General features: G+C 57.9%; 18 protein-coding genes. 9 read left to right on the top strand and 9 right to left on the bottom strand.

Going from position 1 to position 17,144, the window contains the following annotated elements; translation table 11 throughout:
* Positions 1 to 69: 69 nt before the first annotated feature.
* The gene (locus tag GTP46_RS27765; RefSeq protein ID WP_161009875.1) at positions 70 to 2,295 is read right to left on the bottom strand and encodes an NADP-dependent isocitrate dehydrogenase; all 2,226 of its coding nucleotides are present in this window, start codon (positions 2,293 to 2,295) and stop codon (positions 70 to 72) included.
* Positions 2,296 to 2,547: 252 nt separating this feature from the next.
* On the opposite strand from GTP46_RS27765, the gene GTP46_RS27760 reads away from it, so the two are divergent.
* Positions 2,548 to 3,909 carry an MFS transporter gene (locus GTP46_RS27760; protein ID WP_161009874.1) on the top strand — a complete coding sequence of 454 codons (1,362 nt, stop codon included), beginning with the start codon at positions 2,548 to 2,550 and terminating at the stop codon, positions 3,907 to 3,909.
* Positions 3,910 to 3,913: 4 nt separating this feature from the next.
* On the opposite strand, the gene GTP46_RS27755 is transcribed toward GTP46_RS27760, so the two are convergent.
* Both GTP46_RS27755 and GTP46_RS27750 read right to left on the bottom strand, forming a co-directional pair.
* Positions 3,914 to 4,774 carry a polysaccharide deacetylase family protein gene (locus GTP46_RS27755; protein WP_161009873.1) on the bottom strand — a complete coding sequence of 287 codons (861 nt, stop codon included), beginning with the start codon at positions 4,772 to 4,774 and terminating at the stop codon, positions 3,914 to 3,916.
* Positions 4,775 to 5,311: 537 nt separating this feature from the next.
* Positions 5,312 to 5,731, bottom strand: coding sequence for a hypothetical protein (locus GTP46_RS27750; protein WP_161009872.1), 420 nt, complete (start codon positions 5,729 to 5,731; stop codon positions 5,312 to 5,314).
* A 280-nt stretch (positions 5,732 to 6,011) separates the two neighbouring features.
* On the opposite strand from GTP46_RS27750, the gene GTP46_RS27745 reads away from it, so the two are divergent.
* The 3 genes from GTP46_RS27745 to GTP46_RS27735 all read left to right on the top strand — a co-directional run bounded on the left by GTP46_RS27745 (position 6,012) and on the right by GTP46_RS27735 (position 7,404).
* Positions 6,012 to 6,374 (top strand): hypothetical protein, encoded by a 363-nt coding sequence (locus GTP46_RS27745; RefSeq protein ID WP_161009871.1) that lies wholly within the window; start codon positions 6,012 to 6,014, stop codon positions 6,372 to 6,374.
* Between the two features lie 50 nt (positions 6,375 to 6,424).
* Positions 6,425 to 6,847 (top strand): hypothetical protein, encoded by a 423-nt coding sequence (locus GTP46_RS27740; protein WP_161009870.1) that lies wholly within the window; start codon positions 6,425 to 6,427, stop codon positions 6,845 to 6,847.
* 77 nt (positions 6,848 to 6,924) lie between these two features.
* Positions 6,925 to 7,404: a DsrE family protein gene (locus tag GTP46_RS27735; RefSeq protein WP_161009869.1), complete on the top strand. Its 480-nt coding sequence runs from the start codon at positions 6,925 to 6,927 to the stop codon at positions 7,402 to 7,404.
* A 168-nt stretch (positions 7,405 to 7,572) separates the two neighbouring features.
* On the opposite strand, the gene GTP46_RS27730 is transcribed toward GTP46_RS27735, so the two are convergent.
* Positions 7,573 to 8,499 (bottom strand): alpha/beta fold hydrolase, encoded by a 927-nt coding sequence (locus GTP46_RS27730; protein WP_161009868.1) that lies wholly within the window; start codon positions 8,497 to 8,499, stop codon positions 7,573 to 7,575.
* A gap of 42 nt (positions 8,500 to 8,541) precedes the next feature.
* Positions 8,542 to 9,102, bottom strand: a complete 561-nt coding sequence (locus tag GTP46_RS27725) for a thymidine kinase (protein WP_161009867.1) — start codon at positions 9,100 to 9,102, stop codon at positions 8,542 to 8,544.
* Positions 9,103 to 9,365: 263 nt separating this feature from the next.
* Between GTP46_RS27725 and GTP46_RS27720 the strand changes: the two genes are divergently transcribed.
* The 3 genes from GTP46_RS27720 to GTP46_RS27710 are packed head-to-tail and all read left to right on the top strand — an operon-like array spanning position 9,366 to position 12,288.
* On the top strand, positions 9,366 to 10,733 hold the full coding sequence (locus tag GTP46_RS27720; protein ID WP_161009866.1) for a pyridoxal-phosphate dependent enzyme: 1,368 nt from the start codon (positions 9,366 to 9,368) through the stop codon (positions 10,731 to 10,733).
* Positions 10,730 to 11,902: a trans-sulfuration enzyme family protein gene (locus tag GTP46_RS27715; protein WP_202414465.1), complete on the top strand. Its 1,173-nt coding sequence runs from the start codon at positions 10,730 to 10,732 to the stop codon at positions 11,900 to 11,902. The genes GTP46_RS27720 and GTP46_RS27715 overlap by 4 nt, the downstream gene beginning before the upstream one ends.
* Positions 11,903 to 11,919: 17 nt before the next feature.
* Positions 11,920 to 12,288 carry an HNH endonuclease family protein gene (locus tag GTP46_RS27710; protein WP_161009865.1) on the top strand — a complete coding sequence of 123 codons (369 nt, stop codon included), beginning with the start codon at positions 11,920 to 11,922 and terminating at the stop codon, positions 12,286 to 12,288.
* On the opposite strand, the gene GTP46_RS27705 is transcribed toward GTP46_RS27710, so the two are convergent.
* Together GTP46_RS27705 and GTP46_RS27700 are read right to left on the bottom strand one after the other, a co-directional pair.
* Positions 12,289 to 14,427: an acylase gene (locus GTP46_RS27705; RefSeq protein WP_371869779.1), complete on the bottom strand. Its 2,139-nt coding sequence runs from the start codon at positions 14,425 to 14,427 to the stop codon at positions 12,289 to 12,291. It abuts the gene before it with no gap.
* Positions 14,428 to 14,497: 70 nt separating this feature from the next.
* Entirely contained in the window at positions 14,498 to 15,337 is an 840-nt protein-coding gene (locus GTP46_RS27700) for a hypothetical protein (RefSeq protein WP_161009863.1), read from the bottom strand.
* A 243-nt stretch (positions 15,338 to 15,580) separates the two neighbouring features.
* On the opposite strand from GTP46_RS27700, the gene GTP46_RS29575 reads away from it, so the two are divergent.
* Entirely contained in the window at positions 15,581 to 16,264 is a 684-nt protein-coding gene (locus GTP46_RS29575) for an FxDxF family PEP-CTERM protein (RefSeq protein WP_202414464.1), read from the top strand.
* 79 nt (positions 16,265 to 16,343) lie between these two features.
* On the top strand, positions 16,344 to 16,634 hold the full coding sequence (locus GTP46_RS27690) for a hypothetical protein (protein WP_161009862.1): 291 nt from the start codon (positions 16,344 to 16,346) through the stop codon (positions 16,632 to 16,634).
* A 48-nt stretch (positions 16,635 to 16,682) separates the two neighbouring features.
* Here GTP46_RS27690 and GTP46_RS27685 read toward each other — a convergent pair whose 3' ends face one another.
* On the bottom strand, positions 16,683 to 16,874 hold the full coding sequence (locus GTP46_RS27685) for a hypothetical protein (protein WP_161009861.1): 192 nt from the start codon (positions 16,872 to 16,874) through the stop codon (positions 16,683 to 16,685).
* Between the two features lie 13 nt (positions 16,875 to 16,887).
* Positions 16,888 to 17,144 (bottom strand): FliH/SctL family protein (locus tag GTP46_RS30005; RefSeq protein ID WP_229259135.1); only part of this gene is annotated, 257 nt, incomplete at its 5' end.

The raw sequence follows: 17,144 nt of genomic DNA, 5'->3' as shown, positions 1-17,144 counted from the left end.
CAGGCGGGAATCCATGCCGAGCCGGCGCTCCATGGATCCCCGCTTTCGCGGGGACGACGGCGGTACTTCTTACGCCAGGGCGGCGTTGAAGGTTGCGCTTGGACGCATTACAGCTGCGGTCTTGGCTGGATCTGGGTAGTAGTAACCACCGATATCCTGGGCCTTGCCCTGCACGCTGTTCAGCTCCGAGACAATCTTCGACTCGTTGTCCGCCAGCGTTTTTGCCAGTGGCGCGAAGTAGGCAGCCAGTTCAGCATCTTCGGTCTGCGCGGCCAGGGCTTGTGCCCAGTACAGCGACAGGTAGAAGTGGCTGCCACGGTTGTCCAGCTCACCGGTGCGCGACGATGGCGACTTGCTGTTGTCCAGCAGTTTGCCGGTCGCTGCGTCCAGGGTCTTGGCCAGCAGCTTGGCTTTGTCGTTACCTTCCTTGATGCCCAGCTCTTCCAGCGACACGGCCAGTGCCAGGAACTCGCCCAGCGAATCCCAGCGCAGGTGGTTTTCTTCCACCAGCTGTTTCACGTGCTTAGGAGCCGAACCACCAGCACCGGTTTCGTACATGCCGCCGCCCGCCATCAGCGGAACGATGGACAGCATCTTGGCCGAGGTGCCCAGTTCCAGGATCGGGAACAAGTCGGTCAGGTAGTCGCGCAGGATGTTGCCGGTCACCGAGATGGTGTCCAGGCCGCGCGAGACGCGCTCCAGGGTGTAACGCATGGCGCGTACTTGCGACATGATGTGAATGTCCAGGCCCTTGGTGTCGTGATCTTTCAGGTAGACCTGTACTTTCTTGATCACTTCGTTCTCGTGCGGACGGTATGGGTCCAGCCAGAACACGGCAGGCATGCCCGACTGGCGCGCGCGGGTGACGGCCAGCTTGACCCAGTCACGGATCGGCGCATCTTTCACCTGGCACATACGCCAGATGTCGCCCTCTTCCACGGTCTGGGTCAGCAGCACTTCGCCGGTATCCAGGTCGGTGATGTTGGCGGTGCCGCCTTCGGTCACTTCGAAAGTCTTGTCGTGCGAACCGTATTCTTCGGCTTGCTGCGCCATCAGGCCCACGTTAGGCACGGTGCCCATGGTGGTCGGATCGAAGTTGCCGTGCCATTTGCAGAAGTTGATCATCTCCTGGTAGATACGGGCAAAGGTCGACTCAGGCATGACTGCCTTGACGTCCGCAGTGCGGCCATCGGCGCCCCACATTTTGCCGCCGATACGGATCATGGCTGGCATCGATGCGTCAACGATCACGTCGTTTGGCGAGTGGAAGTTGGTGATGCCTTTGGCCGAATCGACCATGGCCAGCTTCGGACGGTGTTCCAGGCAAGCGTGCAGGTCTTTGAGGATCTCGTCTTTCTGCGATGCTGGCAGTTTTTCGATCTTGTCGTACAGGTTGACCATGCCGTTGTTGACGTTCACGCCCAGCTCTTCGAAGGTCTTGGCGTGTTTCTCAAACGCGTCCTTGTAGAAGATACGTACGCAGTGACCGAACACGATCGGGTGCGAGACCTTCATCATGGTCGCTTTCACGTGCAGCGAGAACATCACGCCGGTTTTGTAGGCGTCGTCGATTTCTTTTTCGTAAAACTCCAGCAGCGCTTTTTTGCTCATGAACATGGAGTCGATGATCTCGCCGGCTTGCAGCGCGACCTTCGGTTTCAGCACCAGGGTCTTGCCCGAAGCGGTGATCAGTTCCATCTTGACGTTACGCGCCTTGTCCAGGGTCATGGACTTTTCGCCGTGGTAGAAGTCACCAGCGTGCATGTGCGACACGTGGGTGCGCGACGCCTGGCTCCACTCGCCCATCGAGTGCGGGTGCTTGCGGGCGTAGGCTTTCACCGCGTTAGGCGCGCGGCGGTCCGAGTTACCTTCGCGCAGCACTGGGTTCACGGCCGAGCCGGTGCACTTGCTGTAGCGGGCTTTCAGGGCCTTATCTTCGTCGGTTTTTGGATCTTCCGGATAGTCCGGCAGCTTGTAGCCTTTGCCTTGCAGTTCGCGGATCGCGGCTTGCAGCTGGGCTACCGAGGCCGAAATGTTCGGCAGTTTGATGATGTTCGCTTCCGGGCTTTGGGTCAGTGCGCCCAAGGCAACCAGATTGTTCGGGACTTTTTGCTCGTCCGTCAGGAATTCTGGGAACTCAGCCAACACGCGCGCAGCAACCGAGATGTCGCTCGACACGACGTCTACGCCAGCCGGTGCCGTGAACTTCTTGATGATAGGCAGCAGGGAGTAGGTCGCCAGCAGCGGAGCTTCGTCCGTCAGCGTGTAGATGATCTTAGATTTTTGTGATGCCATGTTCGTTCCCTTGTAAGGATCTGTGGAGATGTTCGCCCGTTATTTTAAACCTTTGCCCACCTATTTGTGCAAACGATGCCCTTCTGATCATAGGGTTTCTTGTCATCGTACAACATACGGGTGCACCCGCATGGTGCATGTGTATTAAAATCAACAGGTTAAACGTTTACGAGCAAGGTGCAAGCAGATATTTAGTTGTATGATGTCTGATATCTAGGCTATGATCGTCGGACCAAAAGTAAGGAGACACGCATGACCACGCACCACTCGCAAGCCAGCCGTGTACGCTGGATGATCCTGGCTGTTTTGTTCGCCGTTACCACCATCAACTACGCCGATCGCGCCACCATCGCCATCGCCGGGCCGGAGCTGAAAAAGCTGTTGGGCCTGTCGCCAGTGCAGATGGGCTTTGTCTTTTCGGCGTTTGCCTGGTCCTACGTGCTGGCGCAATTGCCAGGCGGCTGGCTGCTGGACCGCTTCGGTTCCAAGATCGTGTATTTCTTCAGTATTTTCCTGTGGTCGCTGTTCACCATGCTGATGGGGGGCGTCGGCTTCTTCACCGGCGCCACGGCGGTGGCGGTGCTGTTCACGCTGCGCTTGCTGATCGGCGCGGCGGAATCGCCCTCCTTCCCCGGCAACTCGCGCATCGCTTCGTCGTGGTTCCCGGTGAGCGAGCGCGGTACGGCGGCCGCCATCTTCAACTCGGCGCAGTACTTTGCGACCGTGCTGTTCGCGCCGATTATGGGCTGGCTGGTGCACTCGTTCGGCTGGGAGAGCGTGTTCTTCGTGATGGGCGGGCTGGGCATCATCATGGCCTTCATCTGGCTGAAAACCATCTATGGTCCGAAAGACCACCCACGCGCCAACGCGGCGGAACTGGCTTACATCGAAGCAGGCGGCGCGTTGGTTGACCTCGAAAGCAAGGACAAGGTTGCTGCCACCACCAAGCTTGACACGTGGTCCTGCATCAAGCAGCTGCTGGGCAACCGTATGCTGCTGGGCGTGTACATCGGCCAGTACTGCATCAACACCCTCACCTACTTCTTCCTGACCTGGTTCCCGGTGTACCTGGTGCAAGAGCGTCACATGACGATTCTGAAGGCGGGCTTTGTGGCCGCACTGCCGGCGATTGCAGGCTTCCTCGGCGGCGTGCTGGGCGGCGTGATTTCGGACCGTTTGATCAAGTCCGGCAAATCGCAATCGACGGCGCGCAAGATCCCGATCGTCGGCGGCATGCTGCTGTCGACTTCGATGATCGTCTGTAATTACGTCGATGCGGACTGGCTGGTGATTACCGTAATGTCGCTAGCCTTCTTCGGCAAAGGCATCGGTGCGCTGGGCTGGGCGGTAGTGGCGGACACCTCGCCAAAAGAAGCCGGCGGCATGAGCGGCGCCCTGTTCAACACCTTCGGCAACACGGCCGGCATCACCACCCCGATTGTGATCGGCTACATCCTGGAGAAAACCGGCTCGTTCTCTGGTGCCCTGGTGTTCGTTGGCGCCAATGCGCTGGTGACTATCCTGTGCTACCTGCTGATGGTTGGCGAAATCAAACGCTTTGAATTCAAGACCCCGGTCATGCGTCAACTCGAACCGGTGCGCGACGCGGCTTAATCGCTTAGCGCAGCGAGGACTGGAAATCCTCGTCGGTAACCATACCAAACTCAAAGCCGCCGGCCAGCAGGCCGGCCACGATGGCATCCAGGCTTTTCAGCGTATTGGGATGAATTTCGTGCATCAGGATGATGCCGCCGCGCCGTGAGCGCGCAGCTGCCAGAACGTGGCCCACGTAATCGTTCTGATACTGGCGCGGCACGCCGCAGGAGATCGCCTCGCGCGCATCGATGGCGCCGCTTTTGTCATACGCCCAATCGCAGGAATCAATGTGCCAGCCGACGATTTTATAGCCATGCTCGTGTACCAGCTGATTGGTCTCGCAGGTTGAATTCCCATACGGGTAGCGGAACAGCTTAGGGCCGTCTGGGGTAGTCAGGCTGTCGGTACGCAGCACTTCGCCGGTCTGGCGGGCGACATCGATGTCGTGGAAATTCGGGTGGCTCCACGAATGGTTGGCAACCACGTCATGACCGGCCGCCCGCACCTTGGCCACCAGATCGGCGTGCTGGCGCGCCTTTTCGCCGATCATGAAGAAGGTGGCGTGGATTTTGTACTTCTGCAGGACTGCCAGAATCTCTTCTGTGCCGGACTCGGTCGGGCCATCATCAAAAGTCAGCGCCACGCGGTTCAGCGGCGGCGGCGTGGAAATATCAGACTCGTAGCGACAACGGCCTTCCAATACCGCAGGCTCCACCGTCAGCCGCTCAGTGAGGCGCTTGAGATGGTGCTGGCGTATTGCTGCCGCTTCTTCTTGCACCGGCGCTGATTGAGATTGCTCGGCCTGGCCGGCGACAGTGGCCACACTGGCGGCGATCAGGATGAATTGCCGTAACAGGCGAATGCGGGAATTTGAAGAGTTCATGCCGCTATTATAAGCAAGCTGCCTCAATCAATTCAGCAGTGATATTTCGCGCACCTTCCAAATGAGCAAAATGCTATTCTCCGCAGGCGCAGGCTGAGTTCGGCCAGAAGCGTTCATGTAAATTGTTAGGGCGACTAGAATGCAGCACATCCTTTCCCGCCGACGCATACTCAATATCTGTGTAACAGCACTTTTCGTTTCGGGCTGCAGTACACCGCCCAAATTTAGCCCCGAGCAACTTGCAGCTATCGGGGTGAGTTCGGGAACCACTTATTGGTCAGCCCAACAAAAACTGGCAAGTAATGGCTATCAATGCTTTGTCAGCGGAGCAAAGCGTGATCACTTTGATTGCACGAGGCAGGAAGGATTTTTCCCGTCGTGTATTTTGCGGATTGAATTCAAAGTTGATGATTCGAATCTCATTACAGGCATACGCGTCGCCGAACCGGCTTGCATGGGTACCCCTTGAGCACTAAATTCGGCCAGCACCGGACTTTCCAAATGCGTGAGCAAAAGTCCAGTGAGACCTAGACGACATTAGTTAGTTCTAGATGGAAGCACTCCGTTTGGACCCGATACGGTCTTCGGTACAAGGTGAGAATCGTAGCGTAAGTCCGGAGCAGGACGTTGGCAAACATGCTGCTTTGTGCCGGAGGTATCAATCACATGTACAGCTGGCACGTTCCCATTTGGGTACTGAACGAATTCAAGTCTTACTTGTCCAGATTTAGTCACGAACGCTGCGGAGCCAATTGCGACAATCTCGGCTTCAGGTTGATTCTCCAACTGCATCATAAGCCGATGACCACGTTGCGTGATATTCAGCAAGCAGCCGTCGGCCAAGTCGTATTGACCTTGAAAATCTTGTAAGTCGGCAGTAAGAATTTGCCGGTCGGATGCGGTGGCGACGGTGAGCGCGCAGCAGCAGAATAATGCTGCAAAGAATTTGGTTCGCATGTTATATCCTCCGTAAGTGTCGCCATCTTCTATGCGATGGCAATCCGCTTACTTTAGAGCCACGGCATTGGCATTCGGCAGAGTATCCGACCAATGGCGCGCTATCATGGATGAATGGCAGTTACATGGTAGTGAATGAAATTAACAGCGAATTTTTTGGTCCTTAGCAGTCGCTGTGCAACAGCGTTGCCGAAATCTGGTCGTGACAATCTGTGAGTTTTCCAAATGAGCAAGATGCTATCTTGTCTCATAAGTCGAGATCGGCCGGAAGCGCACGGCGATGATGGTAGTGGCGATTCATGTTGGCTGGTGTGCCAAGCCTGCATCCGGCCATAACTTGACGTTGATAAAAATTAGAAACAAGAGAGGACTGGATTTGATCTCATTATTGTTTGCATTTGCTGCGGGATACGCGTTGGGTATGTTCGTATCCGGAAAATGGCGCCCTTTCCTGCTTTCCTTGCCAGTGAGCGCGTTGGTCTACTTAATCACCAAAATTGTTCTAACATCCCTTTCGTCAGAAGGAGTTCAGCTTCCAGACGCTGTGATGTTTGTCATTGTCAGTGTGATGCAAACGCCGTTTTTGATGATTGGAACGTACTGGGCTCGACGAAAGCAAAAGCAAAATAACTATGAGGCGTGACTTGGCTACTTCCGGCTGAGCGGTCGATAATTAAAGTAGAGGTTTGCTCGATGCGTAAACTTATTGCGGGCCTGTCCTTCGCGCTGGCATGTCTTCATGCGAGCGCCAATGAGTCTATCGCCGTAGAGCGCGCTGTAAGAATTGCTGAGCACTTTGTTGCTGAAAATGGCTATACGAATCTGCCAGAATCGCGAGTGAAGGAAGTACTCGATAACGAGGCCATTGAATGGAGGCCCGGCCGCAGCGAGCGCTTGGCACAACGGTACAACACATTGCGACCAAAAACCATCGGCGCGAAAAAAGCAAGGAAAAATGGAACTCCAGGTTGGAGTGTGGCATTTGATTATATGAGTCCAACCGGTAATTCAAATGAGTGCCGAGTTGTGACGATGGACGCGAACGGTCGTGATGTCCGTGTTGAGCATGTCGACGGCATTCGCAGCTATTTTTTAGGATTTGAAAAGTCCGAGTGACAATGATCCGCAGCCACTAACGGTCATCGAAGCATCCAATATCTGTTCACGTTGAAACTTAAGACGGAGTACCTCAGTTGAAAAATCAAATAACGTTGCGAGATGTTCTGTTCGCCACTTTCGTTTCGATTGTGCTCGCTAATCCAGCCCGTGCTGAATATGTCGAGCCCAATATCCATCATGCGCCGTATGGCGAGGTCAAAGTGGTCGTGCCAATTACCAGCGACGATCCGTCAGTTTGGCTATTCCGTTTGCGCAACGTCGGCAATGGGATAAAGGTAACCGGTGAATTGGGCGGCGGCATGCAAGTGAAAATTGTGATGTACGGTGCTGGCGTCAAGTTGCTATCGCAACCGATGGATCCCAAGGTCAAGGAAGCCATTGATGCTGCACGTGCCGCCGGCGCTCAATTTAACGTCTGTAATGTCACGCTCAAAGGTATGAAATTGGACTGGCATGCACTCTACGGACTTCAAGAAGCCGATATCGTTCCTTCCGGATTTGCCGAGGTTGGTTGGCTTGCCAGCCACGGCTGGGCTGTGGATCCCGCCAATTAAGTTATCGCCTTTAGATTTGTGACCTTGAGCGCTTCCATTTTTTTGGGGAGGGATGGCTCTGAGCTTTTCTTTTACGTCCTCGTTAAAAGAGAGTACGTCTTTATTTGACTTATTTGTGGGCTATGCAATTTTGAAATATTTAGAAAGAACTATTTTCAATATTTTCAACTAAGGCACTGACGTCTTGCCTGCTACGGCAGCAAAGCTGCTGTCGTGCGAATAGCCGTGGTGTTTGAGGATTTCCACCAGCTCTTCCGGCGGGCTGCCGAGGCGGAGGTTTTCGGTGATCCAGCCGTGCCAGTCGGCGGTGACTTCTCTCGCCTCTTCTTCCAACATCAAGTTCATGATGATTCGCGCCAGCAGTGCGTTGATGCGCTTGGTGTCGATCAGGTGCTGGACTACGGTGTGGCCCGAGTACGGATAGGGATGCAGTGTGCAGTTGCCGATCGCGGCCAGCCGATGCGCGTGCATGGCATCGAGGTGGACTGACTCGGCGCCCTCTTCGCCCGGCTTGGTGCCGAAGATGACGTGCAGGTCGGGCAGCGTCGCGGCCTTGATACGGCCCAGTGCTTGCAAGTCGTAGTAGCCGGACAATGGCGGATTGGCGGCCAGGTCGCGCATCACCGATAGCCAGCGGCGTTCGTGATACAGCAAGGCCTGCGCCGGATCGAGGAAGGACAGCGGCCCAAACGCCAGCACTTGCTGCACTTCCAGCAGCAAGCCATACAAAACTGCCGCATACGCGCCCATCGATTGGCCGATAGTGATGACTTTGCTCGGACGGATCTCGCGGATCAGCGCCCGCAAGCCTTCCGCCGTTTCATCCGGATGCGCGCCCAGTCCATCAATGCGCCGGTGATACCACGCATTGCCCGAATCGCGCACCAGGATTTTGTTGATGTGCCGCCCGCTGTTCTGTTCCAGCTTGCGCAGCCGGCCGTAGAAATCAAAATCCGGCCGCGCCTCCCACGAGACGAAGCCGAAGGCGATCACCAATATCTCGCCGGGAATGACCCGGTCTACCAGCACATCCGCGGTGCTGGTCTTGACGCGCCGATTATCCAGCGCTGGAAGGTCGGTGATCGATAGGGCCATGCCCCAAGCCTACCTCACTGCCGAGCCAGCGTCCACTCTGCTTTAGTGGATCTCGCTGTAAAAGCAGCGGCCGCAAGCCTGGCGGTAGCTTTCATTGCCGCCGATGCTGATTTGTTCGCCTTCCTTGATGCGCTTGCCGTTTTCGTCGACGCGGATGTTCATGGTCGCCTTCTTGCCGCAGCTGCAGATGTTTTTGATTTCTTCGATATCGTCTGCCAGCGCCAGCAGGTAGGCCGAGCCAGGGAACGGCTCACCCAAAAAGTCCGAGCGCAAACCGTAGGTGATGACCGGTACGCCGCGTACCTGCGCCAGCTGGTGCAGTTGCTTGACCTGCTCTTTGCTCAGGAACTGCGCCTCGTCCACCAGCAGGCAGGCGATTTTCTTGTCGATGGTGAGCAGGAAGTCGGTGCCGGCGTTGAACACTTCGGTCTCGCGTTGCGGCCCCAGGCGCGACGTCACTTTGCCAACGCCGTAGCGGTGGTCGATCGCCGCCGTGAACAGGCGCACTTGCTGGCCCTGCTCTTCGTAGTTGTGCGCCACCTGCAGCATGGCGGTGGATTTGCCTGCGTTCATCGCAGAGTATCGAAAATAGAGTTTTGCCACTGCAAGCCTTCTGTTGTTGTGCCTTTGAAGGCGACGATTATATGCGCCCCAATCGATTATTTCTATCGCTGCGATTAATATAAAGCTTTTGCGATTAAATCGCGCACCAGCCTCGTTTCGACCAAAACCCGAGCCGAAGTGAAGCTGAACTGGCCATCTACCGCAAAACCCACAAGCAAGCGAAGGACGAGGTTACCGGCTAAGGAAATGCAGCATGAGACGAAATGGCGCATACTTGCTCTTCATGCAGCCAGGAGATCCTCATGCGTACACCCGCATTGTTCACCCTGATTGGCAAGACGCCGCTGGTTGAAGTTACCCGCCTCGACACAGGTCCTTGCCAACTGTTCCTCAAACTGGAATCGCAAAACCCCGGCGGCTCGATCAAGGACCGCATTGGCCTGGCCATGATAGAAGCGGCCGAAGCGGAGGGCCGGCTCAAGCCGGGCGGCACCATCATTGAAGCCACTGCCGGCAACACCGGTCTCGGTCTGGCGCTGGTCGGACGGCTGAAAGGCTACCGCGTGCTGCTGGTGGTGCCCGACAAAATGTCGACCGAAAAAGTACTGCACCTGAAGGCGCTAGGCGCCGAGGTGCGCACTACCCGTTCCGACGTCGGCAAAGGCCATCCCGAGTACTATCAGGATTACGCGGCGCGGCTGGCGGCCGAAATGCCGGGTGCGTGGTACTCGGACCAGTTCAACAATCCCGCCAATCCGCTGGCGCACGAAACCACCACCGGCCCGGAAATCTGGGAGCAGATGGCGCACAAGGTGGATGCCATCGTGGTTGGCGTCGGTTCATCCGGCACGCTGACCGGCTTGACGCGCTACTTCCGCCAAGTTGCTCCGCATGTTGAATTTATTCTGGCCGATCCCGCCGGCTCCATCCTCGCCGAATATGTGAAGACCGGCCACGTGTCCGATACCAGCGGCTCATGGGCGGTGGAAGGCATAGGCGAAGACTTCATCCCCGCCATCGCCGACATGACGGCAGTAAAGCAGGCCTACACCATCGACGACAGGGAAAGCTTCGCTACCGCGCGCGCTTTGCTAAAAGAGGAAGGCATACCGGGCGGTTCGTCCACCGGCACCCTGCTGGCCGCCGCCCTGCGCTACTGCCGCGAGCAAACCACGCCCAAACGCGTGGTCAGTTTTGTGTGCGACACCGGCACGCGCTACCTGTCCAAGGTCTACAACGATGGCTGGATGCGCGACCAGGGCTTGCTGGAACGCCCGCAGCATAAGGATCTACGCGATTTGATAGGCCGCCGCTTCGACGCCGGTGAAGTCATCAGCGTCACGCCGGACGATACGCTGATGATCGCCTTCAACCGCATGCGCGCGGCCGATGTGGCGCAGCTGCCGGTACTTTCGGGCGGGCAGCTAGTGGGCATTATCGACGAATCGGACTTGCTGCTGTCGGTCGGCACGCAGCCGGAGCGTTTCAACAACCAAGTCGGCACGACCATGACGCGTCGGCTGGAAATCCTATCGCCCTCCTCCGAACTGCAAGCGCTACGCGACACGCTGGACCGCGGCCTGACAGCGGTGGTGGCCGAAGGCGCCACTTTCTACGGCCTGATTACCCGCTACGATTTGCTCAACCATCTGCGAAGGACGCTATCTTGAACGAGAAAAAATCCGCACTCGCCACGCGCGTGATCCATGCCGGTCAATCGCCCGATCCGTCCACTGGCGCCATCATGCCGCCGATTTACGCCACTTCCACCTTCGTGCAGGATAGCCCCGGCGTGCACAAGGGCCTCGATTATGGCCGCTCGCACAATCCCACGCGCTGGGCGCTGGAGCGCTGCGTGGCTGATCTGGAAAGCGGCGCACAAGGTTTCGCCTTTGCCTCCGGCCTCGCTGCGATATCGACGGTACTGGAGTTGGCCGACGCCGGCTCGCACATCATCGCCGGTGACGATATGTACGGCGGCACTTACCGTCTGTTCGAGCGCGTGCGCCGCCGCAGCGCGGGCCACGATTTCACCTACGTCGACCTGACCAATCCCGAAAATCTGCTGGCCGCGATCAAGCCCGAAACCAGGATGGTGTGGGTTGAAACGCCGACCAATCCCATGCTCAAGCTAGCCGATTTGCAGGCGATTGCGCGGATTTGCCGCGAGCGCGGCATCATCGCGGTGGCCGACAACACGTTTGCCAGCCCGATCGTCCAGCGCCCGCTGGAACATGGCTTCGACATCGTGGTGCACTCGGCCACCAAGTATTTGAACGGCCACTCGGACATCATCGGCGGCATCGCGGTGGTGGGCGGCGAGCCGCACCAGAAGGCGTGGTGCGAGCAAGTGGCATTCCTGCAGAACTCCGTGGGCGCGATTGCCGGTCCGTTCGACAGCTTCCTCGCACTGCGCGGCGTGAAGACGCTGGCCATTCGCATGGAGCGCCACTGCGCCAGTGCACTGGAACTGGCCCGCTGGCTAGAGCAGCAGCCCAAGGTGCGCAAGGTGTTCTATCCTGGCCTGGAATCGCACCCGCAGCATGACCTAGCCAAGCGACAGATGCAAGGCTTCGGCGGCATCATCTCGATCGACCTCGATACCGACCTGCCGGGCGCGCGCCGCTTCCTCGAAAGCTTCAAAGTGTTTGCGCTGGCCGAGAGCCTGGGCGGCGTCGAAAGCCTGATCGAACACCCTGCGCTGATGACCCACGCCAGCATCCCGCCAGCCCAGCGCGCGGCCTTGGGCATCGGCGACGGCTTGATCCGGCTTTCAGTGGGAATTGAAGATATAGAGGATTTAAAGGCCGATATTCGCAGTTCGCTCGGTGCTATTTAACTGCTAATATTCTGCGCATGGAATTCATATTCATTATCGCCATCTTACTGGCGCTGGCTTTCGCCTACTCGATCATCGTCGCCAGCGCCAAGCCGGTAGTCGGCAGCGACTACTACAAAGTGTCCAAGGACGGCCGCGTGCTGCTGGCCGCAGGTTCCAAGGTCAGCGCGCTCAAACCGAAGCTGTATCCGGAAGGCTTGAAGGTCAAGCTGCGCGGCGGCTCGCGCCTCGGTGAGTTCTTCGTCCACGAGCTGGTGGCGGAGACTTATCTGCCGAATCCAAACAAGTACCCGACGGTTCGCCACAAGGACGGCAATGTCCGCAACAACAAGGTCGAGAACCTGCAGTGGGCCAAGGCCGAAGCGACCGAGGCCCGTACTAGCTGATTACTCGCCCGGATGGTAGCGGCGTTCGAGGTTCTTCTCCACGTCCGCCTTGTAGAACAAGACGTCCTTGAATTCCCCGCGCGCGTACATCGCGGCCTGGTCGTAGAAATGCGGCGAGGCCGGATTGCCACTCTGCCCACCCGCCAGGATGCTGCGTGCCTTGATGCGCGGTCCAAACTCCACCGCCGCTACGAAGCTGTTGCCACGCTCGCCGTAAATGCGCTTGGTGGTCTGCTTGGTGGTCATGCCGTACGCCGCCAGCGATCCCCAGTTGGCCGAGGCGAAAGCCACCGGCAGACTGGGTTTGCTGTCATCAAACGGCTGCACCACATCACCGGTTAAACGTTGGAAGCGATTGATTTCGCCCCACGGCGTTTGCCAGTTACCGAAGTCCTTGGTCAGCTTGGCCACTGCGTGCTCCAGCGCTTCAAGGCGCTGCTGCGGCGTGATGGCAGCCTGGATGTAGTCCAGCACCTGCACTTCCTTGGCCTTGGCAGCCGGCTGGTAGGTAGTCCACAAATCCTGCGCCCAGTAGATCGCCAGCGAAGTAGCGGTCGACTCCAGTGAATAGCGCATGTTCCAGCCGCGCAGCGCGGCGATCTGCGGCGCCAGTGCGGCCTTGCGTGCGTCATCGGCCGGCAGTTCGTCGTAGGCGGCGAACAGTTGCGGCAGCAGCGGCTCGAAGGCCGGCAGCTGGCTGTCGTAGGCTGCGGCGATCAGGCTGTCGACGGTGAAGTCCTTTTTATTTTCCAGCACGCGCACGGCGTGGATGCCGCGCGGGTTCTCAGGATTCATCGACATGTAGGCCGGATAGTCCTTTACCTTCGGACTGTATGGGCCGGCGACCGTGTATGGCCAGTTGTTGGTGTTCTGGATCCAGCCGTTCTTTGGATTGAACAGGGTGATGGTCTCTTTAACTACGTGCAGGCCTTTCCACTCCGTGGCGGGATTGCTGCCGTCCACCGGATGCTTCCAGTCGAACTGCGGATCGCGGCGCGGGACGAAGTTCCCGTGGAAGTAAGCGATGTTGCCGTCGGCGTCCGCGTACACGGTGTTGTTGGACGAATTGGTGCGCAGCTCCATCGACTTGTAGAAGTCTTTGTAGCTGCGGGCCTTGGTGCGGATGAAGGATTGGGTCAGCGCCTTCAGCGGCTCGTTCATCAGGCGCACGGCGACCCACTTGCCATCCTTGACGCGCACGATCGGGCCGTGGTGGCTGTAGTAGACGCGCACCGTCTTGCTGGCCATGCCGTCCTTGGTTTTGTAGGGCAGCGCGATGTCCACGGCTTTCAGCGGACGCTGTTCACTGCCGTACTGGTAGAAGAACTGGCCGTCTTTTTCGCTGATGGTTTCAAGGTACTCATCGATCACATCACCGCCGCCGGAGGTGTGCATCCAGCCCACGCGGTCGTTGAAGCCCTGGTAGACAAAGAACTGGCCCCAGGTCACAGCGCCATATGCATTCAAGCCTTGTTCGCTATGCACCTGGATCTCGGGACGGAAGTAGAATGAGGTGTGGGGATTAATCATCAGCAGCGCGCGGCCGTTTTTGGTGCGCGATGGGGCGATGGCGAAGCCGTTGGAACCGCCCGGCTCCTTGTCCATGTCGATGCCATCGTTGGACGACACCAGCACCGGCGACATCAGCGGCAGCTTGGCGCCGTCAGCATACAAGGCCTGCAGCTGCTTGATGTCCACCGTTTCGATATCGCCGCCGATGCTGCCTTCGCTGAAGCTAAGCGCCATCCACGGCTCAAAATGCGTGAGCAGCGCGGGCTTCACTTCGGGATGCGTTTGCAGGTAGTAATTGAGGCCATCGGCCCAGGCGTTCATCAGCTTTTTCAGCCACACCGGCGCCTGCGCGTACTGGCGTTTCAATTCATCGGGCGTGATGAAGAGCTTCATGCGCAGGTCTTTATACAGCTCGGCCTCGCCCTCCACTTCCGCCAGCCGGCCCATCGCGTTGATGAAGTTGAGCTCAACGCGGTGGAAATCATCTTCCGCCTGCGCGTAGACCATGCCGAATACTGCGTCGGCGTCGGTCTTGCCGTAGATGTGGGGGATGCCCCATTTGTCGCGCAAGATGGTCACACGCTTGGCGGCGACCTTCAGGCGCACGCCTTCGTTGACCGGGGCCACAGGCTCTGCAGCTGCAGTAGCCGCTGCGCCCACCGAAACTAAACAGAGGAGAGCGAGCGGTATACGCATATCAGGCGCTCGCCAGTTCGGAGATACGGCGCTGCAGGACGGTGATTTCTTCCAGCAGGGTCGCGTTCTTTTCACGCAGCGCGGCATTTTCGGCGCGCAGCTCCCTCACATCGGTCGGCATGTCGCTGTAGTCAACCGCCGGCGCAGGCTTGCCCTCTTTCGGCTCCTTGGTCGGACGCGAGGCAGCGCGCAGGTCACGCACTTCCTTGGCGGCCTTCTGCAATTCCTTCTTGCCACCGGCGACTGCCGCTAGCTGCACTTCTTCCGGCAGCGAGGCCACGGTAGCAGCGGCGTTGATCGAGATGGTGCCGGCACGTACCGCTTCCACCAGCTCCGGCGTTGCAGTCTTCTGGATCTTTTCGATCTGGCCGATGGTGGCGCTGCTTAAACGGGCGGCACGGGCAATGTCCTCGCGCGACGCCAGCGGCATGGCGGCCGGCTTTTTCTGCGCGGCCTCGCCGTCCTGCGGCGCGATACGGGCATCTTCAGCCGCCGCTTCGGCAGCCAGCTCCAGTGCGCGCGCGCTCATGATTTCCTTCTTGCGCAGCGCCAGCACACCGCGCTGGTAGTCGGAAATGCTGCGGCGACCGAGGTTGTTATCGATCATCCACAGCTTCACGTCTTCCAGGCTGCGGAAGCTGGTGTTTTCGATGGCCTTGAATGGAACGCCGTGTTCCTGGCAAATCTGGTAGCGGTTGTGGCCGTCCACCAGCACGTCTTCCCACAGCACCAGTGCATCGCGGCAGCCTTCGGTCAGGATGCTGCGCTCCAGCGCCTGGTATTCACTTTCCGTCAGCGGCTCGATGTAAGCGCGCAGTGTTTCATTAATTTTGATCTGCATAGATATCCTTGAATTCCGTCCAGCATTCTACTAAGGCGTTTTTAAGAAAGCAAAACTACACTTCCAATCAGTCAAACGTGCTTTCTCCGCCAATTGACGCAAAGCCCCGACAGGTTCCCCGCCTGCTTGGGGCTTTGTTTTTTTCGAAAATGCAACAAACATTACACTCTGACAATGACATTGATATACATTCATGCTATCGTGAATGCATTACAGTAAATATTAATTCTCCGGGGAAATAACATGTTCGCAAAGACCGCACTTAAAGTAGCCGCCTTCGCAGTTGCCGCCGCCGTCAGCAATCTGGCAGGCGCAGTCGTCACCGACCTGACCGGCCAATACAGTATCACCTCGTCCGCCGATCAAGTGTCCGGCCACAACAACGAGTATGTATTCACCTACACCGTGAAAAACCTGGGCCAGGGCGTCGCCGGCACCCAGACCGGCCTGGATGGCCTGACCATCTACGTGCCAACCAGCGCCACCTTCGTCGGCGCTACCGCCCCACTGCCTTACGTTGGCGAACAACATGCCCCTGGCTTCTGGAGCACCGGTTTCTCCACCGGCCTGGACCTGGCACTGGGCGGCAGCAACACCTCGCAAAATATGGCCGCACCGGCCGGTTATCAAGCCTTCACCTTCTGGGGCCAGTACACGGAATCGGTCTACCAGATCGGCTCGACCGCAACCTTCAGCATCACGCTGGGTAACGTTTCGGTTGGCGACAACACCGTGGGCATCTCCAGCTACTTCGGCGGCTACACCCCGTCGCAGCAGTTCGTGAACAACCAGTACGGCAACTACACTACCTTCAGCACCATCGGCAAATCGGCCATCGCTGCCGTGCCGGAGCCAGAAACCTACGCCATGCTGCTGGCTGGCCTGGGCCTGGTAGGCTTTGCCGCTCGCCGCCGTCGCCAAGGCTGATTGTTCCCAGCTTCAACAAAAAACGCGCTATGGCGCGTTTTTTTATGCCATGATGCGGCATCAACAATAAGGATTTAACATGGTTAACTACATCATTCGCGTCTTCTACCCTGCAGTCAATAGCGATACCTTCGACCGTCTCAATGTAGAACTGGCGAAATTCAACGTTGCCGGCGCCATCAAAGCCGACGACGGCAAAGGCTACTACTTGCCACAAGGCGAGTACTGCTACAGCGGTAACGAGACCATCAACGAAGTGCGCGACGCGGTGTTCCGCCTGTCGAGCACCATCCAGGCTGATCCGCAAGTACTGGTGGTGGAAGTGACGACGCTGTCGTGGGCTGGCTTCCGCCTGATCGAAGGCGTCTGAAGCGCCCTTCCTGAATGACAAAGCCCGCAAATCTGCGGGCTTTTTTCTTTAGCGCTGCGCCTTGGCAGCGGCCTTGATATCGGCGCAAGACATCGGCTTGCCGTTCTTCGCCGCGTCCGCCTCCAGCTGCTGGCAACCAGTGTAGTTATGCCAGAACACCACCACGTAGCCGGCCACACCCAGCACCACGGCCACCATCGCACAGGCGATGACCAACTTTACGGTTTTTTCAGATGCCATTTTCGGCTCGGCTTTACGAGGAAGAGAAGAGAATGGTGGTGCTCCGAGCCGGAATCGAACCGGCACGCCTCGCGGCGGCAGATTTTAAGTCTGCAGTGTTATCGGGGGCACCAATAATATACGAAAACTCTTGGCCTTCCAGCCTTCCAGCCTTCCAGCCTTCCAGCCTTCCAGCCTTCCAGCCTTCCAGCCTTCCAGCCTTCCAGCCTTCCAGCCTTCCAGCCTTCCAGCCTTCCAGCCTTCCAGCCTTCCAGCCTTCCAGCCTTCCGC

The organism is Duganella flavida, assembly GCF_009857445.1.
GTDB lineage: Bacteria > Pseudomonadota > Gammaproteobacteria > Burkholderiales > Burkholderiaceae_D > Rugamonas > Rugamonas flavida.
This window is presented reverse-complemented; position numbering and strand designations above follow the sequence as displayed.